We start from the raw sequence: 24,775 nt of genomic DNA on the forward strand, positions 1-24,775 counted from the left end.
CACTAATTTTGGCCAAAAGTAGCGTGAAAGATCAATCCTAAATATGATTCCGGTCAGTTCTGTAAAAATTAACTAATTGCCTCCAGCTTTTCTGCATCTAAAAGCTTCACATTTCTGCCTTCAATTTCAATAAGTCCTTCTTTTTTAAAATCGGAAAGGGTTCTTATTAGCGTTTCTGAAGCTATACCAGCGACTCCTGCCAGGTCTGCCCGCGAAATTCTAATACTGTGTAATGGGTTTTTCTTAATTTTATGAGCGAAAAGTAAAATAGTTCTGGCTGTTTTTCTTCTTACTGAAGCATAGGCAATTTCCATTAATTGCTCTTTTACCCCCATAAGATGATCGCCCATTTCCTGGAGCAATTCCATACTAATATTACTATTGCTCTTAAGGATTTCCCTTAATTCGTCTTTAGAAACCACGTAAAGCACACTGTCTTCTAAAGCCGTGGCATATTCGCCATAAGCCGAATTCTTATTAAAGCTTAAATTTCCGAAGAAATCTCCTTCTTTGTAAAGTTCGGTAATCATTTCTTTACCGCGGCTATCATATTTGTGGGCTTTTACAACCCCGCGTTCTACCATATAAAAATGCAGGGAAGATTTTCCTTCTTCATAAATATTTTCACCAGCCTTAAAACTAATCTGCTCGCGGTTTCTCATCATTTCGCGAAAAGCCGAAAGATTTTGAACGGTTTCTCCATTATTATCCTTTTTCTGGGCTTGCAAAATCTCTACTTTTGCCAGCCTGCTTTCTATAGCGCTCAAAAGGTCTTCTTCTTCAAAAGGCTTGGTTAGATAATCGTCTGCGCCAAGGTCCATTCCTCTTCTTACATCTTTATGTTCGGTTTTCGCCGAAAGGAAAATAAAAGGAATGCCTTTGGTTTCTGAATCTTCTGAAAGGCGCGTAAGTACATCGTAGCCATCCAGTTCTGGCATCATGATATCACACACTATTATATCAGGAATTTCTTCTTTTGCTTTATCTACACCCTTCTTCCCGTCTGGTGCGGTTACTACTTCATAATTTGAGAGCTCCAGCAATTCTGCAGTATTCTCCCTAACGGTTACATCGTCTTCAATTAAAAGTATTTTTTTCATCTTAAATTATTTTCAATGTCCGCTCAAGTAACATAAGCGGTTATCTATTTTGGCTAGGTAATGTTACAGTAAATTTAGTGCCTTTATTTTCTATACTTTCAAATTTAATATTGCCTCCCATATTTTCAAGATGAACTTTAACAATATTAAGCCCTATGCCGGTGCCCTGGTTAAGCAAAGCATTTTCGGCCCTAAAATAACGTGTAAAAATATGCTTTTGGTCTTTCTCCGGAATTCCCATTCCTTCATCTTCCACCTCAAAGATAATTTTTTCTTCAGTAGGAAATATTCTAAAATAGATAGTGGAATCTTCTGGAGAGTATTTAATAGAATTTCCAATTAAATTTGAAAGAATAAGCTCCAGAATTTTTTCATCCTGATATAGGGTTACATCTCCCATTTCACTATCATATTCTATCTCCTGCCCATATTTTAAAGTCACATTGGCATTGTAAATTACCTCGTTAATAAGTTTGTTTAGGCTAAAAGCTGTGTATTTATAGTTCACGTTCCCAGATTCCAGGCGTTCTAACGAAAGGAAATCATTTAAAATATTATTTAAATAATGCACCTTGTTTTTTATGGTAGTAAGGTGTTTTGTTCTTTTTTCCTGCTGTTCGGTTTGTGTATATTTTTCGGCCAAAGTAGCCGAAGTAAGAATTCCGCTTAACGGAGTTTTAAATTCGTGACTCACCAGGGAAAGAAATTTTGTCTTTAGCTCATTGAGCTCTTTTTCCTGTTTTAGTGCAAGTTTAATACGTTTTTCGGCTTCTTTTCGCTTGGTGATTTCCTTTTCAAGGTCATCCACCGTATTTCTAAGTTCCTGGGTACGAATTTTAATTTTGTCTTCTAGCTCGGCATTGAGTTCTCTAATGCGCTGCTGATTTTCTTTTCTAATGGTAATATCTACAATTAAAGACATTACAAAACGCTCCCCATCTACCTGAAACGGATTTAATCCTGCTTCTACCGGAAATTGTGTCCCATCTTTTTTTACCCCGAACAAATCCCTGCCATGACCCATTTGTCTTTTCTCACTATCTTTCATAAACCTGTCAAAATGCTGATGGTGATTAGATTTATAGCGTACAGGAATTAAAATATTGAGATGTTCACCTAAAAGCTCCTCCTTGTCGTAACCAAACATAATTAAGGCCGCTTGATTGGCGGTAACTATTGTTTGCTGGCTGTTTACCACGATAACGCCTTCTGAAGCCGCCTCGAATAATGTATTGAATATTTGTTCGTTTTCTCTAAAAAATTCTAAAGCCACAATTTATAGGTTAGGTATTTAAGGAAACTAAATTACAAAGTGTTTAATGATTTATTAAGCAAACAGAGTTTTTATTTTAGAATACCAGAAAGAATAAAATCGGTTTTTGAATAAGGTTATCAATACTTTTTATCTTTGTTTTGCCAAAAACTTTTAATGCACTGGAGATTCCTATTATTATTTCTACTTCTACCCTTTTTGGGGCAGGCGCAACTGGTTAATATTGAAACCAAACGCCTTCAAACCGATTCTACCCGATTTGTATTAAATGCCGATTTTGCTTTTAACCATTCCAACAACGACGGGGTATCGGTAAACCAGATAAACGGAACGCTAACTACCCAGTTAAAATCAAAAGATTTAAAAAAAACCTATCTCTTTTTAGGAAATTACCGTTTAATAGATGCTGATGAAGGAAATTTGCAAAATTCCTGGTTTCTACATACCCGTTTTAACTATAAATTTAATCAACTCTTAAGGTTTGAAGCTTTTCTGCAAGGCCAATACAATCAACTGCTGGTGGTTGAACAAAGAAATCTTGTAGGTGCAGGTTTAAGACTAAAATGGATGAACCGCGAGAATTTCTCAGGTTATCTTGGCAATAGCTATATGTATGAAGTTGAATATAGCGACAGGGCCGGGACAACAGAATACAAGCATAGAAACAGCACTTATCTTTCTGTTTCCTATTTATCGAAATCAAAAAATTTCTCGGTCACCAATACGGTTTACTACCAGCCGCTTTATAAAAACCTTAAAGATTACAGGCTCTTAGAACAATTTAGACTGGACATCCCGCTGGCAGAATGGTTTAAAGTTTTTACTATTTACGATTATTACTTTGACAGTAAAACTCCTTTAAATACCCGGGAATACACCTCGCAATTACAAATTGGTGTTGGGTTTAGTTTTTAGGGATAAAAAAAGTTTCTATTGTGGAGATGTCTTTGGGCAAAAAGCTGAAGCTAAAATTTTTACAGGACTTTAAAAACAAAAAAACCGAACTCTTTTCAGAATTCGGTTAATTTTGTTGGCCTACTAGGGCTCGAACCTAGACTCTTCTGGACCAAAACCAGACGTGTTGCCAGTTACACCATAGGCCATTGCTGTAATGCGGATGCAAATTTAAAACAAACTTTCTATTGCGCAAACTTTTTCTGCAAAAAATAAACCTATTTTTTTCGAGTTCAATTTAAACGGAAATATCTACAAATATAAAAATCCCAAAACAGCTTTATTTTCAGTCATTTCAGAAAATATTTCGCTTTAACTTCCGTTAGTAAGCTATCTCAGAACAAAGCCTACAGCTGGCTTAATGGAAAAATACATCCTGGCTTCTAAGTAAGCCTAATAGCATTTAATTATCTATTATAGAGCATTCATAATTTTATTATTAAATTCGCCACATACTACTCAACTTTACTCAATAATGACAGATTTTAGCTTCAGGAAGTGGAATAAAATACTAGGATGGCTGGTATTTGTAATTGCGCTCACTACTTATACCCTCACCTTAGAACCCACCGCAAGTTTTTGGGATGCAGGTGAATACATTGCAACCTCGGCAAATCTTGAAGTAGGCCACCCACCGGGAGCGCCTTTCTACCAGATGCTGGGAGCATTCTTTTCAACATTTGCACCAGATAATTCCCAGGTGGCGCTTATGGTGAATTTTATGTCGGCCGCAGCAAGTGCATTTGCTATTTTATTTATGTTCTGGTCTATTAGTTTATTGGTTTTAAAAGTAGCCGGCCCTATAGAAAAATTAAAACCTGCCAATAAAATGGCTGTTTTAGGTAGTGCGCTAGTTGGCTCTTTAGCTTTTACTTTTACCGATAGTTTTTGGTTTAGTGCGGTAGAAGCCGAAGTTTATGCCATGGCCGCCTGCCTAATGGCGCTTATGTTCTATTTAGGTTTGTTATGGGAACGTGATATGTTTAAACCCCGCGGAAATAGATGGCTAATTCTTATTTCCCTGGTTGTGGGTTTATCTTTTGGCGTTCACTTTATGGGATTACTTACCATTCCTGCCATAGGATTTCTATATTTCTTTAAAAATTATAAAAAGGTTACCGTAAAGAATTTTATAATCGCCAATATTGTGGTGGTAGCTGTATTGATGTTTATTTTTAAACTGCTTCTGCCCTACACGCTTACTTTCTTTGCTGCTTCAGAATTATTCTTTACCAACTCGCTGGGGCTTCCGTTCAATACAGGAACCGTAATTGCACTCCTGGTAATTGTTGCTGCTTTTTACTTCGGAATCAATTATACCCGAAAGAAAAATTATTTTCAGCTTAATACATTATTCCTTTGTATTCTTTTTATCCTAATTGGATTTTCCAGCTGGGTAATGCTTCCTATAAGATCTAATGCTCCTACGGTTATTAATGAAAACAGTCCCGATAATGCGCGGGAGTTGCTCGCTTATTACAACCGGGAACAATACGGCGAAACTCACTTATTCTACGGCCCGCAGTTTTCTGAAATGTACGCCGGTTTAGATGAAGATAATCCATATACCGATGCTAAACCAAAGTATGAAAAAGACGAAGAAGCCGGGGAGTATATTATTGTAAACGATTATAAAAATGCAAAACAAAACCTGGACGATTCGCATAAAGCAATCCTGCCTAGGATGTGGAGTACGCAGCACGCTGCTAATTACATGGATTTTACCGGCCCCTTAGATTTTACCATAAAACCAGAATACCAGAGTGAAGAGAGATTGGTAAGTGCGGTAAACGAATTCCAGAATCGTTTTTCCCAGGGCGAACTGGATAATAACGATTATCACAACTTCTTGAGACAGTTTGGTGATTACTTAAATATCGAGAAACCTTCTTTCGCTTCAAATATTGGCTATTTATTAGAGTACCAGATTGGTTATATGTACTGGCGATATTTTATGTGGAATTTTGTTGGAAGACAGGACGATATACAGGGAAAATATACCGATGTTCACGGTAACTGGATTAGTGGGATAGATTTTATAGACGAGATCCACGTTGGCCCACAAGACAATCTTCCCAGCGATGTAAAAAATAACAAAGCCAGAAATACCTATTATTTTCTTCCACTGATTTTAGGATTAATAGGTCTTGTTTTTCAATTTAAACGAGATAAAAATAATTTCTGGGTCTTACTGGTGTTTTTCCTTTTTACGGGTATTGCACTAAAAATTTACTTAAATGAAAGACCTTTTGAACCCCGGGAACGCGATTATGCTTTAGTTGGTTCGTTTTACGTTTTTGCCATTTGGATTGGTTTTGGAGCCTACGCCCTCTTTGACTGGGCTAAAAAATTCCTGAAACCAAAATTGGCTGCACCAATTGTAATTGCAGCATCAATTTTAGCGGTTCCTGTACTTTTAGCTTCAGAAAACTGGGACGATCACGATCGCAGCGGTAGGGATTCTACACTTACCATGGCCAAAATGTACCTGGATTCTGTAGATGAAAATGGTATTATTTTCACCATTGGAGATAACGATACTTTTGCGCTCTGGTATGTGCAGCAAATTGAACGTTACCGTACCGATGTTAGAGTGGTAAACACAAGCCTTTTTGCCACCGACTGGTATATAGACCAAATGAAGCGTAAGGCTTTTGAAAGTGATCCTATTCCATCACAATTTGAAAATGAGGATTACAATGGAGTTAACGATGTGGTTTTTGCTAAAGAAGTTACCCGCGATACCATTCCCATTAAAACCTGGCTGAATTATATTCAAAATGATGACCCAAGAACAAAAGCCGAATTACAAAGTGGGCAAACAATAAACACCTTCCCTACCCGAAATATAAGTGTTCCTGTAGATAAACAAGCTGTTTTAGAAAATGGAATCGTAGAAGAACGCTTTGCAGATCAAATTGTAGATGAAATTGTAATTAATATAGAGTCGCAGGCTATTTATAAGAATACATTATTAATGCTGGATATTATTGCCAACAATAATTGGGAAAGACCAATTTATTTCTCTGGCGGAAGCTTTAGCGACGAAGATTATCTTTGGATGAAAGAATACCTGCAGCTTGAAGGTGTAGCATATAAACTTGTTCCTATTAAAACACCAATAGACCAAAGAAACCCATACGATATGGGGCGCATCAACACCGATAAGATGTACGATATTGTGATGAATTGGGATTGGGGTAATATGGGATCAGACGATATTTATCACGATACTGAAACGCGCCGAAATTCCATTACCTACAGAAGTAACCTTGCCAGGTTGGTAGAAAACCTGTTAAACGAACAGGACACTACCCGTGCTAAAAAAGTGCTTGACCTTGCAATGGAACATATGCCGGTAGAACATTTTCAATATTATGCGCTTTTAGAACCTTATGTTAGTGGCTATTATGAAGTTGGCGAACCCGAAAAGGCAAGGGAAATTTGGGAGAAAATTGCTAAAAACTACCAGGAAAACCTTGAATATTACAGCAGCTGGGATATAGACAGGCAGTATCGAAATTTCAATGAAATTGTATCTGATATTGAGCGTTACCGCGCGCTGGTAGATTTACTCGTAGTTCACCAGGATGAAGAAATTCTCGAAGAAAAAGCCGACGAATTTAATGAACACCTGGAAATGTTCCGTCATTTTTATGGTGAAGAAGAAGAAATAGATCCGCAAGATTCACAGGAAAGTGCTATTCAGGAGGGTTTGAATCCTGAATTGAACCGGGGAAATACTTCGCTTAGAATAGATTCTGCGGTAGAAGAATAAAAAAATTAAAAATATTCCTGCAAGGTTTATAAAACTGGCAGGAATATTTTTTCAAAATACGGAGTGGCAGCATTTGGATTTCAGGTCGCAACCCGATTCAGCTTTTCTCTGAACCACTTTTCTAATATGAACCCGTTTTTTATAAAATATCCTTCAATTTTAAGGAAACTCTATCCCAACCGAATTACCCAAATTCAGGATAAAAAAAGTATTTATCTCACGTTTGATGATGGTCCTATTCCCGAAATCACGCCCTGGGTTTTAGAGCAATTAAAAAAGTATAAAGCAAAAGCGACATTCTTTTGTATTGGTGACAACATCAGGAAAAATCCAGAAATCTTTCAGCAATTGTCAAAAGAAAATCACCGTATTGGGAACCATACGTTTAACCATTTAAATGGGTGGAAAACTAAAACCGAAGTCTATGTTGAAAATGTACAAAAGACGGAGGAAATACTTCAAGAAAAGAGAAAAAAAAGAGAAGAGAGAAGAGATAACAGAACCCAGAACCAGGAAAACGCGAAACCCGTGACCTGCAACTCGCAACCCGAAACTTCAACGCAAAAACTCTTTCGCCCTCCTTACGGGAAAATCAACAATTCACAGGCCTCAGCACTTGTAAAACTGAATTATAAAATAGTGATGTGGGATGTTTTAAGTGGAGATTTTGAAAACAGGATTTCTAAAGAAAAATGCTTTAAAAATGTGATAAATAATGCTTCAGGTGGAAGCACTATTGTTTTTCACGACAGCCAAAAAGCCTTTAAAAATTTGAAATATACACTACCTAAAGTTTTGGAGTATTACGCTGAAAAAGGCATCAGTTTTAAAGCGCTTTAAATATATTCCTTAAGAATACCTACCAGCGTTGCAGCGTCCTGTTCCCCGGTTTGGCGCCATTTCATCTCACCAGATTTATAAATCATTAAGGTTGGCAAAGCTTTCACCCTAAGCGCTTCGGCAAGTTGAGCATTTTTATCTACATCGATTTTTATCACTTTTGCCTTATTGCCCATAGAAGCGGCAACTTCGCGTAAAACAGGACTCATAGCCTTTGAATCTTCATTCCACTCGGTGTAGAAGTCTAACAAGACCGGAATATTGAGATCTATTAATTCTCCAAATTTTGACATGTAGTTTTTCTTTTAATTAGACTCACCAAGTGAGATTCAAAATGGGAAACGCACTTCATACTTTTTTTCGGAGCAAATACTAATTCAAATATAGCAAATTCTCCAGATTATGCAGGTTTTGAGCCTTTTTTGAGTTCAATTACACTTATTTCTGGCCAAATTCCCACGCGCCCGGGAAAAGCCAAATAGCCAAATCCGCGGTTTACGTTAATATAACGGCCAAATTCTTCATATATTCCAGCCCAGTTTTGATAACGATATTGCACCGGGCTCCATCTAAACCATCCTGGAATTTCAATACCAAACTGCATTCCGTGGGTGTGACCACTAAGCGTCAAATGATAATGTTTAGGATCTTTCTTTATCTTTTCCTGCCAGTAAGAAGGATCGTGACTCAATAAAACTTTGAAATCTTTCTCGCTTAGTCCTTCCCCAGCCCTATCTAGATCTCCTTCTTTTTTAAATCCGCCGGCGCCCCAGTTTTCTACACCTATTAAAGCGATTTTTTCACCGTTTCTCTCAATTATTTTATGCTCATTCAGTAAAAGTTGCCAACCCATTTCAGCATGGGTTTCCTTCAAAGTATCTAGGTTTTGTTTCTTTTCTTCAGAAGAATTCCAGTTTTTATAATCTCCATAATCGTGATTTCCCAGGATAGAATACACCCCATCTTTCGCTTTTATTTGACTGAACATTTCTTTCCAGGGCTCCATTTCTGAAGCTTCGTTATTAACAAGATCCCCGGTAAAAACAACCATATCACTTTCTTGCTCGTTTAGAAGGTCTACCCCGTATTTAATCTTGTTTTTGTTATCAAAACTACCACTGTGAACATCGCTAATTTGGCTTAATCGGTAACCATCAAAAGCATCGGGTAGATCTTCAAAGTATAATGTATAACGCAAAACTCTAAAATTATATTTCCCCTGGTACATTCCATATAAAACCGAGGCCAAAGGAATGGCAGCAAGTCCCATAGCTAACTGGCTCAAAAATTTTCTACGTGAAGGGAGAGCAAAATTTCCTTTAGAAGAAGATAATTTTTCATATCCTGCGATACCCATTCTGTAAATATCTTCCCCAAACATAATGAGGGTGAGAATAAGTTTAAAAAGCAATACTGAAAGTAGAAACCCAAAGGCATAACCCCGTGCCCCGGTGAGGACACTACCTTCTACTGGCGTAAGCCATTGGTATAGGAAATTACCCAAAACCGCAGCGGTAATAACAAAATATAAAATTATCACCCAGTAATTACGGGTAAGTGTTTTTAAAACCTGGTAGGCATAAATCTCTATTAAAAGGAAAAAAACTATTAATATAATCCAGCGCATGAGTACTCTTAAATTTTTGCGAATATACTTTTAATCATTACTTTATAAATTTCGTTTGGGTTTATTTTAACGCCTGTTTTAGTTATAATAACCCGACAAATTTTTATCCTAAATAGTGCCGTAAATGTCATATAGCATAAAATTTGACTATACCACTAATTGCAAAATAATAGTTAGCAGGTTACCTCAAGTTTTTAAGACCCACTAAAGCCAGTATGATAATATCTTTGTAGTTTTGGGATATTTAGAAAAACAATATTCCAAAATATATGTCTGCTCAAAAACGCTTATTCTTACTGGACGCTTACGCGCTTATTTTCCGTGGTTACTACGCTTTTATAAAAAACCCCAGGATTAATTCTAAAGGCTTTGATACATCAGCAATTATGGGTTTTATGAATTCCCTTTTTGATGTTATTAGACGGGAAAAGCCAGATCATCTAGCCGTTTGTTTTGACAAAGAAGGCAGCCAGGTTAGAACCGAAATGTTTGCTGAATATAAAGCAAACCGCGATGCTACGCCAGAACCAATAAAAGAAGCTATTCCAATTATCCAGGATATTTTAAATGCGATGCACATCCCGGTGGTAGTGCTTCCCGGTTGTGAGGCCGATGATATTATTGGCACCCTCGCCCTACAAGCCGAGAAAGAAAACTACCAGGTTTTTATGGTAACTCCAGATAAGGATTTTGCTCAATTGGTGAGCGAAAATATTTTTATGTACCGCCCGGCAAGAATGGGTAACGGAATAGAAATTTGGGGCATTCCCGAAGTACAGAAGAAATTTGGGGTTGAACGGCCGGAGCAAGTGATAGATTTTCTTGGAATGATGGGCGACGCGGTAGATAATATACCCGGACTTCCCGGAGTTGGTGAAAAAACCGCTAAAAAGTTCCTGAAGCAATTTGGAAGTATGGAAGAATTACTGGCTAATACTGACCAGTTGAAAGGTAAGATGAAGGAGAAAGTAGAAAGTCATGCCGAGCAGGGAATTCTTTCTAAAAAACTTGCAGCTATTCTTACCGATTGTGATGTTAAATTTCACGCTGAAGATTACGAACTTTCGCAACCTGATGCCGAAAAAGTGCAGGAGATCTTTGAAGAACTTGAATTCAGAAGGTTAAGAGATCAATTTATAAAATTATTTAGTGGCGAAGAAGATCAACCACAAACCCAGGTCACAAATTCTCCTTCAGCTAAAAAAGTTTCCAAAACTGCAGGCGAAGGCCAGTTTTCTTTGTTTGGAGGTGATAATTCAGAAAAAATTGAAGCCAGTTCTGGCGGAAGAAAATCTTTAAAAGATACGGCTCACGTCTACCAAAGTTTAAAGACTGAATTGTCCAGAAAATTATTACTTCAAAATTTAATGAAGCAAACAAGCGTTTGCTTAGATACTGAAACCACAAGTTTAAATGCGCTGGAAGCAGAGCTGGTAGGTATTGCGTTTTCCTGGGAACCCGGTAAAGGTTTTTACCTGCCTTTTCCCGAAGAACGAGAAAAAGCCCAGGAACTTATTGAAGAATTAAGACCATTCTTTGAAGACGAAAAAATTGAAAAAATTGGTCAAAACCTAAAATATGACATCAAGGTTTTAGCAAAATATAATATTGAAATAAAAGGAAAACTTTTCGATACTATGATCGCGCATTATTTGATCAATCCAGATATGCGTCATAATATGGATGTACTTGCCGAAACTTACCTTAATTATACCCCGCAACCTATTTCAGAATTAATAGGAAAAAAAGGAAAGAATCAGAAGTCGATGCGGGATGTTCCGGTTGAAGAACAAACCGAATATGGTGTAGAAGATGCCGATGTTACCCTTCAGCTTAAAAAATTCTTTGAACAGGAATTAAAAGAAGCAGAAACCCGAAAGCTTTTTGATGAAATTGAAATTCCGCTAGTTAGAGTGCTTGCCGCAATGGAATTGGAAGGCATAAAATTAGACGAGAATTTCCTAAAATCCCTTTCTGACGCACTGGATAGCGACATTAAAGATTTGGAGCAAAGCATTTATAAAGAAGCCGGGGAAGAATTTAAAATAAGCTCTCCAAAACAATTAGGGCTTATTCTTTTTGAAAAAATGGAGTTGGTTAAAAAACCCAAAAAGACCAAAACAGGCCAATATTCAACCAGCGAAGATGTGCTCTCGGTTTTAGTTAAAGAACATAAGATCGTAGAGGATGTTTTAATGTATCGTGCGCTGGTAAAACTCCAAAATACCTATGTAGATTCATTACCAAACCAGGTACAAAAAGCTACCGGCAGAATTCATACCGATTATGTGCAAACTATTGCAGCTACGGGAAGATTGAGCTCCAACAATCCTAACCTTCAAAATATACCGATAAGGACCGAGCGTGGTCGCCAGGTGAGAAAAGCTTTTGTTCCGCGAGACGAAAATCATATTCTGCTGGCTGCCGATTATTCTCAAATTGAATTGCGAATTATTGCGGCGCTTAGCGAAGAAGATAATATGATCAAAGCTTTCAAGGAAGGTAAAGATATTCACGCTTCTACCGCCGCCCAGGTTTTTAACGTAAATATAGATGAAGTAACCCGTGAGCAAAGAAGCAACGCTAAAACTGTAAATTTTGGAATTATTTATGGCGTTTCAGCCTTCGGCTTAAGCAATCAGACCAATTTATCTCGTGCCGAAGCAAAAGAACTTATTGACACCTATTACAAAACCTATCCCAAATTAACCGGATACATTGCAGACCAGATAGCTTTTGCCAGGGAGAACGGTTATGTTCAAACCATTTTAGGTAGAAGGCGGTATTTAAAAGATATCAATTCACAAAATGCGGTAGTGCGTGGCGCTGCAGAACGAAATGCGGTAAATGCACCAATACAAGGTAGCGCAGCAGATATTATAAAACTGGCAATGATTAATATTTACCGAAAACTCACAGAAGGAAAATTTAAAACCAAAATGTTACTCCAGGTACATGATGAATTGGTTTTTGATGCTCATAAAGATGAAATTGAAGAAGTAAAGAAAATGATTCAGTTTGAAATGGAAAACGCCTACAAACTGGATGTTCCTTTAGACGTAGAATTAGGAGAAGGCAATAACTGGCTGGAAGCACATTAGAATTTCTCCGTCATTGCGATGGAGGCACGACTGAAGCAATCTTTAGTAAAACAAAAAACCTCGCAACCAAAGCTGCGAGGTTTTTCTATCTAACACTAAAATTTATAGGTTAGGTTCCTAATTCACTCTAGTGTATTCTAAAGATAATACATCTACATTCTCGGCATCGGTCCCATCTGGGCTACCGTTTAAATATTGTTGAGATTCTAATTTGTTTACTTCAAATGCAAAGGTATTTGTGGTTCTTTCTAATATACGTTTATGAGTATAGGTTTCTCCATTAATAGTCATAGTAATCACTAACCTTTCCTGGTCGTTTTCATTTTCAACATCCCAGAGCCCGGTATCTGTTCTGCCAGAAAGACATTCAAAATCATTATTATTTACCCCGGCTCTAAAATCAAGCCTGGAGTTAGTAGTGGTCATATCACCACCGGCATAAAATATAACCCCCATATCCTGGAAACAATCGGTTTCCAACAAAATATTAGAATTAAATACTTGATCGTTGTTAAGATCTACAGCGGTATCGGTATTCATTGCAGAAAGTTTCCATTCTCCTTCAAGATCTTCAGGAGTAATAGTTGCCATTGCATTAGTTGCGGTAATTTCAGTTTCGGCTACGTGATCCTGGTTTGGCTCACAAGAAGCTAAAACAAGCACCAACCCGAACACTGCGTAAAGGTTTCTAAACATAAATAGGTTTTTCATAGCAAATAAATTTGGGGCTACAAATATAAGGTGCATTAGAAGATATTTATGACTTTATTAACATAAATATTACCGTTTAACGTTCATTATGTGCTTTTTAACGATTCAGATTAGATGAAAAATGTAGGAGTAATGCTGTAATAGCCTCATATAGCTACAAAAACTTTATAAAAAAGCGCAATCTTAAAATTCTGAGGTACAGCTATCTTCCTCAAAATAAATTAATTAATTTCGGATTTGCTATATGAATTTATAATTGTACATTTGCACCCCGATTTCCCGACATGAATCATGCTGGGAATGGGAATGGAATGTTTAATAATAAGTAAATTTAATTAGTGTGGACACATTAAGCTACAAAACAGTATCAGCCAACAAGGCTACCGTGACCAAAGAATGGGTACACGTGGATGCTGAAGGACAGACGTTGGGCCGCCTATCATCTAAAGTAGCCAAGCTACTAAGAGGTAAGCACAAACCTAACTTCACCCCGCACGTTGATTGTGGTGATAACGTAATTGTTACCAACGCAGAAAAGATCAACTTAACCGGTAAGAAATGGGATTCGAAAGAATACATTCGTCACACCGGCTACCCGGGTGGACAAAAAAGTCTAACAGCCGCTGAATTATTCGAGAAAAATCCAGAGAGAATTATCGAAAAATCAGTAAAAGGAATGTTACCAAAGAACAAACTTGGAGCAGACCTATTTAGAAATTTAAAGGTTTACGCAGGAACAGATCACGATCATACTGCACAAAAACCTAAAACTATTAACTTAAACGATCTTAAGTAATGGAGGTTATTCACAAAATTGGCCGTAGAAAAACGGCGGTTGCGCGTGTTTACGTTTCTGAAGGAAGCGGAAAATTTAGCGTAAACAAAAAAGACCTTAAAGACTACTTTACCACAGGTCCTTTACTTTACAAAGTAAACCAGGCCCTTAACCTTACCGGTAATGACGATAACTTCGACATTATTGCTAATGTTTACGGTGGTGGAATTACAGGACAGGCAGAAGCTATTCGTCTTGCACTTGCAAGAGCAATGGTAGAACTGGATGCAGAGAACAGAGCGGTGTTAAAACCAGAAGGTTTAATGACCAGAGACCCAAGAATGGTAGAGCGTAAGAAGTTTGGACAGAAGAAAGCTCGTAAGAAATTTCAGTTCTCTAAACGTTAATTTTTATTGGAATCTATATTCCAAAGTTCATTTAATATTAAAAAGAATTTTGTTGTTATCCCAAATGCTATTGGGAGTTAGTTTAGCATCTAAACAGGTAAGGCCGTGTTTATAATAAACAGCCACTTACGTGTTGCTATCTTCAACAGAAAGTAAACTATTACAAAAATGGCAAACAAAGTAGAAGTAAAAGAATTACTTGATGCAGGTGTACATTTTGGACACCTTACAAGAAGATGGAACCCAAATATGGCCCCATATATCTATATGGAGCGTAATGGGATTCACATCATCAACTTATATAAGAGTGCTGCTAAAATGCAGGAGGCAGGTGATGCCCTTGCAAAAATTGCAGCCAGCGGTAGAAAAATACTTTTCGTAGCTACCAAGAAACAGGCTAAAGAAATAGTAGCCGAACAAGCTGAAAAAGCAAACATGCCATACATTACCGAGCGTTGGCCCGGTGGTATGCTTACCAACTTTGTAACTATTCGTAGAGCTGTTAAGAAAATGGCATCTATTGATAGAATGAAGAAAGATGGTACCTTTAATACACTTTCTAAAAAAGAACGTCTTCAGGTAGATCGTTTAAGAGCTAAATTAGAAAAGAACCTTGGTTCTATTTCTGATATGAGCAGACTTCCAGGAGCGCTTTTTGTAGTTGATATTACTCGTGAACACATTGCTATTAAAGAAGCTCAAAAATTAAACATTCCAATTTTCGCTATGGTAGATACAAACTCAGATCCTCGTGAGGTTGAGTACGTAATCCCATCTAATGACGATGCTTCAAAGTCTATCAACAAAGTGGTTTCTTATGTTGCAGATTCTATTGTAGAAGGCCTTTCTGAAAGAAAAGCTTCTAAAGATTCTAAAAAAGAGAAAGCAGAAAATGAAGAAAAAGAGCCAAAAGCACCAAAGGCTGCTGTAAAGCAACCAGAAGCTGAAGCTCCTTCTAAAGATGCCGAAGATAAAAAGGCAATGCAAGAAGCCAAGAAAGATGTAAAACTTGAGTCTAAGAAAGAAACCTTAGACAAAGCTTCATCTAACGAAGAAGAATAAAACAACATTTTATAACATCCAAAAAAGTCGTTTAGTTTCTTTCCTAACAGTTGGTCTCTAAGCGACTTTTTTAAATAAAACACAATACTATGGCTAAGATAACCGCCGCAGAAGTAAACAAATTAAGAAAATCTACCGGTGCCGGTATGATGGATTGCAAAAAGGCACTTGTTGAAGCAGATGGTGATTTTGATAAAGCTATTGAAGTACTTCGTAAAAAAGGTCAGAAAGTTGCTGCTAAAAGAGCCGATAGAGAATCAGCTGAAGGAGCTGCAATCGCTAAAGTAAACAACGATAACACTAAAGGTGTTATTATCTCTCTTAACTGTGAGACCGACTTTGTTGCTAAAAACGATGATTTCGTAAAAATGGCCAACAGCTTCGCAGATATCGCCTTAACAGTTTCTTCTAAAGAAGAATTACTAAAAGCAGATTACAACGGGATTTCAGTTGAAGATAAATTAACTGAGCAAACAGGTGTAATTGGTGAAAAAATAGAAATTGGTGCTTTTAAAACTTTAGAAGCTCCTTTCGTAGGTTCTTATATTCACGCAGGGAACAAAATTGCAGTAATTACTGGTCTTTCAAAACAAACTGAAGGAGCTGAGGAAGCTGCAAAAAACGTTTCTATGCAAGCTGCCGCTATGAACCCAATCGCACTTAACGAAGAAGGTGTAGACCAGGAAACCATAGACAAAGAAGTAGAGATCGCTAAAGATACACTTCGCCAGGAAGGAAAACCTGAAGATATGCTAGATAAAATAGCAAAAGGAAAAATTCAGCGTTACTTTAAAGACAACACTTTGGTTAACCAGGCTTTTATTAAAGACGGAAAACAAAGCGTTGCAGACTACGTAAAATCTGTAGATTCAGATCTTACTGTTGTAGGTTTCGAAAGAGTTGCTTTAGGAGAGTAATTAAAATTTATCATTTCCGCGCAGGCGGAAATCCTAATAAATCAAAAACCGCTTCACTAATCTGAAGCGGTTTTTTTAATTTTACCAAATGTCAGAAAAAGCATTTCAGTTTAAAGAATTCAAGATAGAACAAGATCGCTGCGCCATGAAAATTGGCACCGACGGCGTTTTACTCGGCGCCTGGGCTTCCCTGGAGCACCAACCAGACAGCATTCTGGATATTGGCACAGGAACAGGTTTAATTACATTAATGCTCGCACAGCGCTCCCCTGCCCTTCTTATTGATGCTTTAGAAATTGACGAAGATGCTTACGAACAAGCTGTAGACAATTTTGAACAAAGCAATTGGGGAGACAGGCTATTTTGTTATCACGCGGCTTTTGATGAATTTGTAGAAGAAATGCAGGATGAAGAGAAATATGAACTCATAATTTCCAATCCGCCATTTTATGCGGAAGATTATACTTCAGAAAACGCAAGTAGAAATAAGGCACGTTTTGCTGAAGCCCTGCCTTTTTCAGAATTAGTAGAAGGCGTGTCAAAATTGCTTCATCCAGAAGGGGAGTTCAATACAATTATTCCACATAAAGAAGAAAAATATTTTTTAGCCCTGGCCAGTGAATTTGGTCTTTTTCCGAAGAAAATCACCAGGGTACGCGGCAATGAAACATCAGCAATAAAAAGAAGTTTATTGAGTTTTAGCTTTAAAGAAATTGAGCTGCAAGAGAATGAACTTATCATTGAAATTTCACGACATAATTATACAGAAGCTTACAAAAATCTTGTAAAAGACTTCTATCTTAAATTATAATCTTAAAATTGTTTGCTTTCAAAAGCTTGGTTACATTTGTGTAAAACACCACACAAATGAAAACAGATAACTTCCAGGCTCCAGATTATTACAATATTGACGAGCTGCTTACCGATGAACATAAAATAGTTCGCGATGCCGCCAGAGAATGGGTGAAACGCGAGGTCTCCCCAATAATTGAAGACGCTGCTCAAAAAGCAGAATTCCCTAAATCTATAATTAGCGGCTTAGCTGAAATTGGAGCTTTTGGCCCATATATTCCGGAAGAATACGGTGGCGCTGGTCTGGATCAAATCTCCTACGGACTCATTATGCAGGAGATTGAGCGAGGCGACAGTGGCGTGCGTTCTACCGCATCTGTTCAAAGTTCCCTGGTAATGTTCCCTATTTATAAGTACGGCACCGAAGAACAACGCAAAAAATATTTACCAAAATTAGCCTCGGGAGAATTTATGGGATGTTTTGGGCTTACCGAGCCGGACCACGGTTCTAATCCCGGTGGGATGACTACCAACTTTAAAGATAAAGGCGATCATTATTTATTGAATGGTGCTAAAATGTGGATCTCTAATGCACCTTTTGCCGATGTAGCCATTGTTTGGGCAAAAGATGAAAATGGACGAATCCACGGACTTATCGTGGAGCGCGGAATGGAAGGTTTTTCTACTCCAGAAACACATAACAAATGGTCACTTCGCGCCAGCGCCACCGGCGAACTTATTTTTGACAATGTAAAAGTTCCAAAAGAAAACCTAATGCCTAATAAAAGCGGACTTGGCGCTCCTTTAGGTTGCCTTGATTCTGCCCGCTACGGAATTGCCTGGGGCGCCATTGGTGCAGCAATGGATTGCTATGATACCGCTTTGCGTTATGCAAAAGAGCGCGTGCAGTTTGATAAACCAATTGCCGGCACTCAACTTCAGCAGAAAAAATTAGCAGAAATGATCACCGAGATCACCAAAGCGCAGCTTATGGCGTGGAGACTGGGTGTTCTTAAAAACGAAGGAAAAGCAACTTCGGCTCAGATCTCTATGGCGAAAAGAAATAATGTAGAAATGGCCATAAAAATAGCCCGGGAAGCAAGGCAGGTTTTAGGCGGAATGGGAATTACCGGCGAGTATAGTATTATGCGCCATATGATGAATCTGGAAAGTGTAATTACTTATGAAGGCACACACGATATTCACCTATTAATTACGGGAATGGATATTACCGGGATTCCGGCTTTTCAGTAAATAGACATTTTACTAAATACATAAAATCTTCAAGCTGAATTCATTTCAGCAAGAGGGCCTATTAAAATTCTAAACATTTTATATCCTGAAACAAGTTCAGGATGACGTACTGAAAAAAGTTCAGAGGGACGTTTCACTTCAACTACAACAAATCAAAACAAGGGCAGCGTTTACAACGTTTGCCCTTTTTATATTTTTCACAGCATTCTTTTTTAAGTGGTTTGGGATTTTTAGCCACCACACCGTCTATTTTCAAATAATCTTTTGATTTTTTTGAATAAAAAACAATGACATTATATGAATTTAAAAACTGTTTCGCCATATTTTGAATATACTTTAAAAAGCTGAAATTGAGCGTTAATTCAGTTTTAAATGAATGTTTAAATTTTATAAATCCTAAAGAGAATCTTATTTTTGCAAAATGGGAGAAAAAAATAGGATAAAAGAGATAAATAAAGCGCTAGAGCCTAAAATAAATCAACTTTTAGATCATTCCTTATATCGAAAAATAACCACTCCAGAGCATCTTCAAATCTTTATGGAGCATCACGTTTTTGCTGTTTGGGATTTTATGTCTTTGCTAACCGCTTTACAGGAAAAACTTACCAAAACCACCAATCCCTGGGTGCCTGTAGGCAATCCTGAAACTCGTTATTTAATCAATGAAATAGTACTTGCTGAAGAAACCGATGTCAATTATTTTGGCGATCATCAAAGCCATTTTGAGATGTATCTTGACGCGATGGAAAAAAGTGGCGCCGATACTGGCAGGATAAAAGATTTTTTGCTCCAGGTGACCCACGGCACCGATATTTTTTTACTTATTGCAGCCACAAAACTCCCGCTTAATATTAAGATATTTCTAAAAAATACCTTTGAAGTAATTTCAGAAGAAAAACCGCATAAAATAGCTGCAGCCTTCACCTTTGGACGCGAAGGACTTATTCCCGGCATGTTCACTTCTATTATAGAAAATGTGCAACAAAATTTCCCAAAAGAAGATTTAAGTCTATTTAAGTATTATTTTGATCGTCATATAGAATTAGACGGGGATGAGCACGGGCCTATGGCCTTTAAAATGGTAGCAGAACTCTGTGGAAATGATGAGGAGAAATGGGAAGAAGTAAAAATTACCGCTGAAGAAGCGCTTGATGCCCGGTTAGAGCTTTGGAAAGGCATTGAAGAAGAGATTTCAGAAAATATAGATTCTAAAAACCTGCAAACGATTTAAAGAGATTTTTTCTGTAAAAATAAACCTCAAAGGTTTTGATAACCTTTGAGGTTTATTTAATATTTCTAATCCCCTATCCTGAGCTAGAAGCTCAAAAGATTTCACCACCTAGATCCTGAAATGAATTCAGAATGGTGATCACTATCTACTCGATAGAAGAATTAAGGTGCTTCAGGAGCAAGCTTTACTTCCAGCCCATCTAATTCTTCAGTAATGGGAATTTGGCAGCTTAAACGACTATTGTCTTCCACAAAAAATGCCTGATCCAGCATGTCTTCCTCTTCAATACTTTGTTCGGGCAGCATATGCTCAAAATTGAGAATATAACACTGGCAGGAAGCACACATTGCCATACCGCCACAAATACCAATGGTTCCTTCGGCAGCAAGTTCGTAAGAGCGAACCACTTCCATAAGGTTCATATTCATATCTGTTGGAGCGTCTACCACGTGGGCTTCGCCTTCCCTGTCTATAATGGTTATTTTAATATCAGACATATCTTCTAATAAAAGAATATTCAAGATGGACGTCATTCTGAACTCGTTTCAGAATCTAAGCTCTTAGAACCTGAAACCATCCCGCCACTTCGGGACAGGTTGACGACACTACAACTGAATTTTTCTGTTTTAATTTATACTTTTTACAACTTCTTTTTTTGCTTCTTTCTTACTGCCGTCAAATCCGCTTACGCCACTTACGGTAGTATATTTCATCACATATTTCTTGTCTGGGAAAATGCGTTGATAAGCGCTCTGACACATAATCGCTGCTTCGTGGAAACCACAAAGAATCAGCTTTAATTTGCCTGGATATGTATTCACATCTCCAATGGCATAAACCCCGGGAATATTTGTTTGATAATCGTAAGCATTATCAACTTTAATCGCATTTTTCTCTATCTCCAGACCCCAATCTGCAATAGGCCCTAATTTAGGCGAAAGCCCAAATAATGGTATAAAATAATCGGTTTCTTTAATTTCTTTTTCTCTTGCGGAATCCTTGTGAGTAATCACTACACTATCCAGTTCTTCCTCTCCTTTAAGATCGGTAACCTCAGCATTGGTAATAAGATTTATCTTTCCAATTTTTGAAAGCTCTTCTACTTTTTCTACTGAATCTAACGCTCCACGAAAATCATTTCTTCGGTGTACCAGTGAAACTTCTGAAGCAACATCGGCTAAATAAATAGCCCAATCTAATGCTGAATCACCCCCACCGGCAATTACTACTTTTTTATCGCGATAATCTTCTGGTTCCCGAATTATATAAGCTACGCCTTTATCTTCAAAATCGGTGATATTGGCAATAGGTGGTTTTCTTGGTTCAAAACTTCCAAGACCACCGGCAATTACTACCACCGGGGCGTGGTGTTTTGTTCCTTTATTAGTGGTAACTATAAAGCTACCATCTTCCTGTTTATCTATGGTTTGAGCTCTTTCTCCCAGAGTAAAACCCGGTTCAAAAGGCTTTATTTGCTCCATTAGATTAGTTACCAGGTCTCCTGCCAATACTTCGGGGAAGCCCGGGATATCATAGATAGGTTTTTTAGGATAAATTTCGGAACATTGCCCGCCAGGTTGCGGCAGTGCATCTATTAAATGACATTTTAGTTTTAATAATCCTGCTTCAAAAACCGCAAAAAGGCCCGTTGGCCCTGCGCCAATTATAAGTATATCGGTTTTAATCATTCTACTGGTAAATTTGATAGTAAGCCAGGTGCTTACCTTTGAATATTGATCACACTTTCTATTTGTGGAACATATTTTTTAATAGTCATTTCTACCCCAGATTTTAGCGTCATCTGGTTTACTGTGCAATCTACACATGCGCCTTCCAGACGAACCTTAACCAGGCGATCGTTCTCAATAGCGATAAGGGAAATATTGCCCCCGTCACTCTCCAAAAAAGGTCTGATTTCAGCCAGGGCCTTTTCTACATTTAATTTAACTTCTTCGCTCGTCATCTATTTTTTATTAACTGCACTGCATCCTGCCATTGTAGTGATCTTAATCGCTTCAGTTGGAGGCAGACTTTGGTTTCTATTCACTGTTTCCTGAACCATCCCACGGGTAATTTCTTCAAAAGCTTCTTCCAGGGGTGTTGACTCCTGCATAGCAGCAGGACGGCCAATATCACCAGATTCTCTTAAGCTTTGTACCAGCGGAATTTCGCCTAAAAATGGCGCCTCAATATCTTTTGCGAGGTTTTTAGCACCTTCTCTTCCGAAGATATAATATTTATTTTCAGGAAGTTCTTCTGGAGTAAAATACGCCATATTCTCTATTATTCCCAGTACCGGCACATTTATACTTTCCTGACGGAACATCGCTACTCCTTTTTTAGCATCGGCTAAAGCCACGTTTTGTGGAGTACTTACAATCACAGATCCTGTTACAGGAAGAGACTGCATAATTGAAAGATGAATATCTCCCGTTCCCGGTGGTAGATCTACTAAAAGAAAATCTAACTCGCCCCAGGCCGCATCAAAAATCATTTGATTTAAAGCTTTAGAAGCCATTGGTCCACGCCAAATAACTGCCTGATTTGGTTGGGTAAAGAACCCGATAGAAAGAATTTTCACCCCGTAGTTTTCTACAGGTTTCATTTTAGATTTCCCATCTACATTTACTGAAAGTGGTCTTGAAGCTTCTACATCAAACATCATAGGGATAGACGGCCCATAAATATCGGCATCTAAAATTCCTACTTTAAAGCCCATCTTTGATAAAGTTACCGCAAGGTTAGCGGTTACTGTAGATTTACCTACGCCTCCTTTTCCTGAAGCCACGGCTATAATATTAGAAATCCCGGGAATTGCTTTCCCTTTTATTTCTGGTTTTTTAGAGGTAGACTCTATTTTAATATTTACTTTAACTTTGGCTTTTTGTTCTACATGTTCGTGAATTGCTTTCATCACATCCACTTCTGCCCGCTTTTTAATATGCAAGGCAGGAGTTTGTAAAACCAGGTCTACAACCACCTCATCACCGAAAGTCATTACATTTTGAACAGCCCCGCTTTCTACCATATTTTTGCCTTCTCCGGCTACAGAAATAGTTTCCAGCGATTTTAATATTTCTTTTCTGTCTAACTTCATTTAAAAGATATTTATAATCCCAAAAATATCAGGACAATTTTAAGCTGAAATAGCGAGTTTTATCTAAAATCTCATCAGCTTATATAGATTCATTCTAAACGCAAATATAGGGGGAAAAGCTAAGAAAACGAAGTATTTACCCATAATTGATCTATGGAATAATAAAGCCCCATTATAGTAAAACTTCAGAAGAAAAATTTATCTCAAATCTTCCTGAGGATCCCAAAAGTGCTTTTTAAAATCCTGAACTTTATAATCTTTTACCGTAACCCCTTCAGAAGTTAGCATTTGCTGCATCGCGCTATGATCTCCAAAATGACTTTTGCCGGTAAGGAGTCCGTTTCTATTTACCACCCGGTGCGCCGGCACATCGTCCAGATCTTTAGCCGAATTCATTGCATACCCAACCATTCTTGCACTTTTTGCGGCACCTACGCTTTTTGCTATAGCGCCGTAAGAAGTCACTTTCCCTTTTGGAATTTGTCTCACTACTTCATAAACCCTTTCAAAAAAGTTCTTTTCTTCCAAACCTAAGAGTAATAAATTCTTAAAAGTGTTACAATTACCAAAATAAGCATTAGGGCGGTCATAAAATAATTGGAGTATTTTGAAAATGCTTCAGCCTGTTTTTCAATTCTAATAAAGGAAAGTACGTAAACATATAGTGTTGTAAAACTTCCCATGGATGCAGCCAGAATAAAGGCTATAATTCGGGACCAATCGTAAGTGGCCCCAACGCCAATATGAAGGGCTCCTGCAATAGCCACAAAATACGGAACGGGAAAAATATTTAGGGCCGCCACGAGCATTCCTTTAAAAATACTGTTGGAATTTGCTTTGCGGGATTTATGTTCTATGCCGCCCCGTTTCTTTGCCTGAATAAAAAAGTAAACAGCAAGGAGAATAAATATTACCAGGCCGGCACGTAATAAAATATTCTGAACAAATTCATTTCCGAATATATATTTAGCGAGTAACACGGCCACTGTTGCCTGAATAATTACTATAATTGTGGCACCCAACGCAACATAAAGCCCATTTTTCTTTCCTTTTTCAACACAGGTTTTAGCCACGGTCATATTCACCAAACCGGGAGGAATCACCCCAAGCAAGGCCGCGAAATAAGTAATTAGAAAAAGTTTTGTTTCCTCCAAAGAGACTTATTTTATCCTAAACTGAATGTAAGTTATAGGTTTTCCCTGGTCAAGATACTGTTTTTCGTAGAAAGTTTGAATTTCCCTAACCGCTTTGGGCGAATATTCATTTTCATAAATATCGTGATGCGCATATAGAATTTCGTGACCTTCACCGTGAAGCAAGCCAAGCGTGTAACCGTGCATAAATTCGCTGTCGGTTTTAAGATTCACCAGACCTTCAGGTTTTAAAATATGATTATACTTCTGAAGGAATTCAGCATTTGTTAAGCGATGCTTGGTACGCTTGTATTTAATTTGAGGATCGGGAAAAGTGATCCAGATCTCATCTACTTCATTTTCGGCAAAAACGCGATCTATTAATTCAATTTGAGCTCTTAAAAAAGCTACGTTTTCCAGATTTTCTTCTATAGCAGTTTTTGCACCTCTCCAAAACCTGGCGCCTTTTATATCTATTCCTATAAAATTCTTTGTAGCATCCTGCTTAGAAAGGCCAATGGTATATTCTCCTTTTCCGCAGCCTAATTCCAGTACTATAGGGTTATCATTTTTAAAAAAATCTTTATTCCATTTTCCTTTTAAACTGAATTGATCTTTCTCCAGCTCTTCCCGAGAGGGTTGTATCACATTTTCAAATGTTTCATTCTCCCTGAATCGTCTTAATTTATTCTTACTTCCCACGCCTTAATTTAATATTTTGGT

The 24,775-nt window shown here is 37.7% G+C and carries 24 protein-coding genes and 1 tRNA gene; 11 read left to right on the top strand and 14 right to left on the bottom strand.

Annotated features, from left to right (window positions below; all coding sequences use genetic code 11):
* Positions 1 to 68: 68 nt before the first annotated feature.
* Positions 69 to 1,100 (bottom strand): response regulator, encoded by a 1,032-nt coding sequence (locus tag AO058_RS02455; RefSeq protein ID WP_075325071.1) that lies wholly within the window; start codon positions 1,098 to 1,100, stop codon positions 69 to 71.
* A 40-nt stretch (positions 1,101 to 1,140) separates the two neighbouring features.
* The gene (locus AO058_RS02460) at positions 1,141 to 2,373 is read right to left on the bottom strand and encodes a PAS domain-containing sensor histidine kinase (RefSeq protein WP_075325072.1); all 1,233 of its coding nucleotides are present in this window, start codon (positions 2,371 to 2,373) and stop codon (positions 1,141 to 1,143) included.
* A 156-nt stretch (positions 2,374 to 2,529) separates the two neighbouring features.
* Here AO058_RS02460 and AO058_RS02465 point away from each other — a divergent pair, with 156 nt between their 5' ends.
* Positions 2,530 to 3,288, top strand: coding sequence for a DUF481 domain-containing protein (locus AO058_RS02465; protein WP_075325073.1), 759 nt, complete (start codon positions 2,530 to 2,532; stop codon positions 3,286 to 3,288).
* A gap of 115 nt (positions 3,289 to 3,403) precedes the next feature.
* Here the strand turns inward: AO058_RS02465 and AO058_RS02470 are convergent.
* Positions 3,404 to 3,476 (bottom strand) — tRNA-Gln (locus AO058_RS02470).
* Positions 3,477 to 3,802: 326 nt separating this feature from the next.
* Here AO058_RS02470 and AO058_RS02475 point away from each other — a divergent pair.
* Positions 3,803 to 7,105, top strand: a complete 3,303-nt coding sequence (locus AO058_RS02475; protein ID WP_075325074.1) for a DUF2723 domain-containing protein — start codon at positions 3,803 to 3,805, stop codon at positions 7,103 to 7,105.
* Positions 7,106 to 7,168: 63 nt separating this feature from the next.
* Positions 7,169 to 7,945, top strand: a complete 777-nt coding sequence (locus tag AO058_RS02480) for a polysaccharide deacetylase family protein (RefSeq protein WP_335740073.1) — start codon at positions 7,169 to 7,171, stop codon at positions 7,943 to 7,945.
* Here AO058_RS02480 and AO058_RS02485 read toward each other — a convergent pair.
* Both AO058_RS02485 and AO058_RS02490 read right to left on the bottom strand, forming a co-directional pair.
* Positions 7,942 to 8,238 (bottom strand): thioredoxin family protein, encoded by a 297-nt coding sequence (locus AO058_RS02485; protein WP_075325076.1) that lies wholly within the window; start codon positions 8,236 to 8,238, stop codon positions 7,942 to 7,944. The two genes, AO058_RS02480 and AO058_RS02485, sit on opposite strands and share 4 nt — an antisense overlap.
* 107 nt (positions 8,239 to 8,345) lie before the next feature.
* On the bottom strand, positions 8,346 to 9,572 hold the full coding sequence (locus AO058_RS02490; RefSeq protein ID WP_075325077.1) for a metallophosphoesterase: 1,227 nt from the start codon (positions 9,570 to 9,572) through the stop codon (positions 8,346 to 8,348).
* 269 nt (positions 9,573 to 9,841) lie between these two features.
* On the opposite strand from AO058_RS02490, the gene polA reads away from it, so the two are divergent.
* On the top strand, positions 9,842 to 12,673 hold the full coding sequence (gene polA, locus AO058_RS02495) for a DNA polymerase I (protein WP_075325078.1): 2,832 nt from the start codon (positions 9,842 to 9,844) through the stop codon (positions 12,671 to 12,673).
* Between the two features lie 117 nt (positions 12,674 to 12,790).
* On the opposite strand, the gene AO058_RS02500 is transcribed toward polA, so the two are convergent.
* Entirely contained in the window at positions 12,791 to 13,384 is a 594-nt protein-coding gene (locus AO058_RS02500) for a hypothetical protein (RefSeq protein WP_143083637.1), read from the bottom strand.
* A gap of 340 nt (positions 13,385 to 13,724) precedes the next feature.
* Here AO058_RS02500 and rplM point away from each other — a divergent pair, with 340 nt between their 5' ends.
* From rplM to AO058_RS02530, 6 genes are all read left to right on the top strand, one after another.
* The gene (gene rplM, locus AO058_RS02505) at positions 13,725 to 14,180 is read left to right on the top strand and encodes a 50S ribosomal protein L13 (RefSeq protein ID WP_075325080.1); all 456 of its coding nucleotides are present in this window, start codon (positions 13,725 to 13,727) and stop codon (positions 14,178 to 14,180) included.
* Positions 14,180 to 14,566 (top strand): 30S ribosomal protein S9, encoded by a 387-nt coding sequence (rpsI, locus tag AO058_RS02510; RefSeq protein ID WP_075325081.1) that lies wholly within the window; start codon positions 14,180 to 14,182, stop codon positions 14,564 to 14,566. The genes rplM and rpsI overlap by 1 nt, the downstream gene beginning before the upstream one ends.
* A 168-nt stretch (positions 14,567 to 14,734) precedes the next feature.
* Positions 14,735 to 15,628 (top strand): 30S ribosomal protein S2, encoded by an 894-nt coding sequence (gene rpsB, locus AO058_RS02515; protein WP_075325082.1) that lies wholly within the window; start codon positions 14,735 to 14,737, stop codon positions 15,626 to 15,628.
* Between the two features lie 89 nt (positions 15,629 to 15,717).
* A complete protein-coding gene (gene tsf, locus AO058_RS02520; protein WP_075325083.1) occupies positions 15,718 to 16,545 on the top strand; it encodes a translation elongation factor Ts in 828 nt (275 codons plus the stop codon).
* Between the two features lie 88 nt (positions 16,546 to 16,633).
* Positions 16,634 to 17,356 carry a tRNA1(Val) (adenine(37)-N6)-methyltransferase gene (locus AO058_RS02525; protein ID WP_075325084.1) on the top strand — a complete coding sequence of 241 codons (723 nt, stop codon included), beginning with the start codon at positions 16,634 to 16,636 and terminating at the stop codon, positions 17,354 to 17,356.
* Positions 17,357 to 17,412: 56 nt separating this feature from the next.
* Complete coding sequence (locus AO058_RS02530) at positions 17,413 to 18,591, top strand: acyl-CoA dehydrogenase family protein (RefSeq protein ID WP_075325085.1); 1,179 nt, start codon at positions 17,413 to 17,415, stop codon at positions 18,589 to 18,591.
* Between the two features lie 142 nt (positions 18,592 to 18,733).
* Here AO058_RS02530 and AO058_RS02535 read toward each other — a convergent pair whose 3' ends face one another.
* On the bottom strand, positions 18,734 to 18,913 hold the full coding sequence (locus AO058_RS02535) for a hypothetical protein (protein ID WP_075325086.1): 180 nt from the start codon (positions 18,911 to 18,913) through the stop codon (positions 18,734 to 18,736).
* 99 nt (positions 18,914 to 19,012) lie between these two features.
* Between AO058_RS02535 and AO058_RS02540 the strand changes: the two genes are divergently transcribed.
* Positions 19,013 to 19,822 carry a DUF3050 domain-containing protein gene (locus AO058_RS02540; RefSeq protein ID WP_075325087.1) on the top strand — a complete coding sequence of 270 codons (810 nt, stop codon included), beginning with the start codon at positions 19,013 to 19,015 and terminating at the stop codon, positions 19,820 to 19,822.
* A gap of 161 nt (positions 19,823 to 19,983) precedes the next feature.
* On the opposite strand, the gene AO058_RS02545 is transcribed toward AO058_RS02540, so the two are convergent.
* The 7 genes from AO058_RS02545 to trmB form a co-directional block, all read right to left on the bottom strand.
* Entirely contained in the window at positions 19,984 to 20,319 is a 336-nt protein-coding gene (locus AO058_RS02545; protein WP_075325088.1) for a 2Fe-2S iron-sulfur cluster-binding protein, read from the bottom strand.
* A 129-nt stretch (positions 20,320 to 20,448) separates the two neighbouring features.
* Positions 20,449 to 21,510 carry an NAD(P)/FAD-dependent oxidoreductase gene (locus AO058_RS02550; protein ID WP_075325089.1) on the bottom strand — a complete coding sequence of 354 codons (1,062 nt, stop codon included), beginning with the start codon at positions 21,508 to 21,510 and terminating at the stop codon, positions 20,449 to 20,451.
* A 32-nt stretch (positions 21,511 to 21,542) separates the two neighbouring features.
* A complete protein-coding gene (locus AO058_RS02555; RefSeq protein ID WP_075325090.1) occupies positions 21,543 to 21,785 on the bottom strand; it encodes a NifU family protein in 243 nt (80 codons plus the stop codon).
* The gene (locus AO058_RS02560) at positions 21,786 to 22,919 is read right to left on the bottom strand and encodes an Mrp/NBP35 family ATP-binding protein (RefSeq protein ID WP_075325091.1); all 1,134 of its coding nucleotides are present in this window, start codon (positions 22,917 to 22,919) and stop codon (positions 21,786 to 21,788) included. It lies immediately after the preceding gene.
* Positions 22,920 to 23,117: 198 nt separating this feature from the next.
* Positions 23,118 to 23,447, bottom strand: coding sequence for an MGMT family protein (locus tag AO058_RS02565; RefSeq protein WP_075325092.1), 330 nt, complete (start codon positions 23,445 to 23,447; stop codon positions 23,118 to 23,120).
* Positions 23,448 to 23,449: 2 nt separating this feature from the next.
* The gene (locus AO058_RS02570; RefSeq protein WP_075325093.1) at positions 23,450 to 24,073 is read right to left on the bottom strand and encodes a LysE family translocator; all 624 of its coding nucleotides are present in this window, start codon (positions 24,071 to 24,073) and stop codon (positions 23,450 to 23,452) included.
* Between the two features lie 6 nt (positions 24,074 to 24,079).
* Positions 24,080 to 24,754 carry a tRNA (guanosine(46)-N7)-methyltransferase TrmB gene (gene trmB, locus AO058_RS02575; RefSeq protein WP_075325094.1) on the bottom strand — a complete coding sequence of 225 codons (675 nt, stop codon included), beginning with the start codon at positions 24,752 to 24,754 and terminating at the stop codon, positions 24,080 to 24,082.
* Between the last annotated feature and the right edge of the window lie 21 nt (positions 24,755 to 24,775).

The sequence above is a fragment of the Salegentibacter sp. T436 genome (assembly GCF_001932675.1).
GTDB classification, from domain to species: Bacteria; Bacteroidota; Bacteroidia; order Flavobacteriales; family Flavobacteriaceae; genus Salegentibacter; species Salegentibacter agarivorans.

Coding starts and splice junctions, on each gene's coding strand:
- AO058_RS02465 (WP_075325073.1), top strand. CDS start 2,530: ATGCACTGGAGATTCCTATTATTATTTCTACTTCTACCCTTTTTGGGG.
- tsf (WP_075325083.1), top strand. CDS start 15,718: ATGGCTAAGATAACCGCCGCAGAAGTAAACAAATTAAGAAAATCTACC.
- AO058_RS02560 (WP_075325091.1), bottom strand. CDS start 22,919: ATGAAGTTAGACAGAAAAGAAATATTAAAATCGCTGGAAACTATTTCT.
- AO058_RS02525 (WP_075325084.1), top strand. CDS start 16,634: ATGTCAGAAAAAGCATTTCAGTTTAAAGAATTCAAGATAGAACAAGAT.
- AO058_RS02550 (WP_075325089.1), bottom strand. CDS start 21,510: ATGATTAAAACCGATATACTTATAATTGGCGCAGGGCCAACGGGCCTT.
- AO058_RS02540 (WP_075325087.1), top strand. CDS start 19,013: ATGGGAGAAAAAAATAGGATAAAAGAGATAAATAAAGCGCTAGAGCCT.
- AO058_RS02545 (WP_075325088.1), bottom strand. CDS start 20,319: ATGTCTGATATTAAAATAACCATTATAGACAGGGAAGGCGAAGCCCAC.
- AO058_RS02500 (WP_143083637.1), bottom strand. CDS start 13,384: ATGAAAAACCTATTTATGTTTAGAAACCTTTACGCAGTGTTCGGGTTG.
- AO058_RS02485 (WP_075325076.1), bottom strand. CDS start 8,238: ATGTCAAAATTTGGAGAATTAATAGATCTCAATATTCCGGTCTTGTTA.
- polA (WP_075325078.1), top strand. CDS start 9,842: ATGTCTGCTCAAAAACGCTTATTCTTACTGGACGCTTACGCGCTTATT.
- AO058_RS02530 (WP_075325085.1), top strand. CDS start 17,413: ATGAAAACAGATAACTTCCAGGCTCCAGATTATTACAATATTGACGAG.
- AO058_RS02555 (WP_075325090.1), bottom strand. CDS start 21,785: ATGACGAGCGAAGAAGTTAAATTAAATGTAGAAAAGGCCCTGGCTGAA.
- AO058_RS02455 (WP_075325071.1), bottom strand. CDS start 1,100: ATGAAAAAAATACTTTTAATTGAAGACGATGTAACCGTTAGGGAGAAT.
- AO058_RS02535 (WP_075325086.1), bottom strand. CDS start 18,913: ATGGCGAAACAGTTTTTAAATTCATATAATGTCATTGTTTTTTATTCA.
- AO058_RS02490 (WP_075325077.1), bottom strand. CDS start 9,572: ATGCGCTGGATTATATTAATAGTTTTTTTCCTTTTAATAGAGATTTAT.
- rpsB (WP_075325082.1), top strand. CDS start 14,735: ATGGCAAACAAAGTAGAAGTAAAAGAATTACTTGATGCAGGTGTACAT.
- rpsI (WP_075325081.1), top strand. CDS start 14,180: ATGGAGGTTATTCACAAAATTGGCCGTAGAAAAACGGCGGTTGCGCGT.
- AO058_RS02475 (WP_075325074.1), top strand. CDS start 3,803: ATGACAGATTTTAGCTTCAGGAAGTGGAATAAAATACTAGGATGGCTG.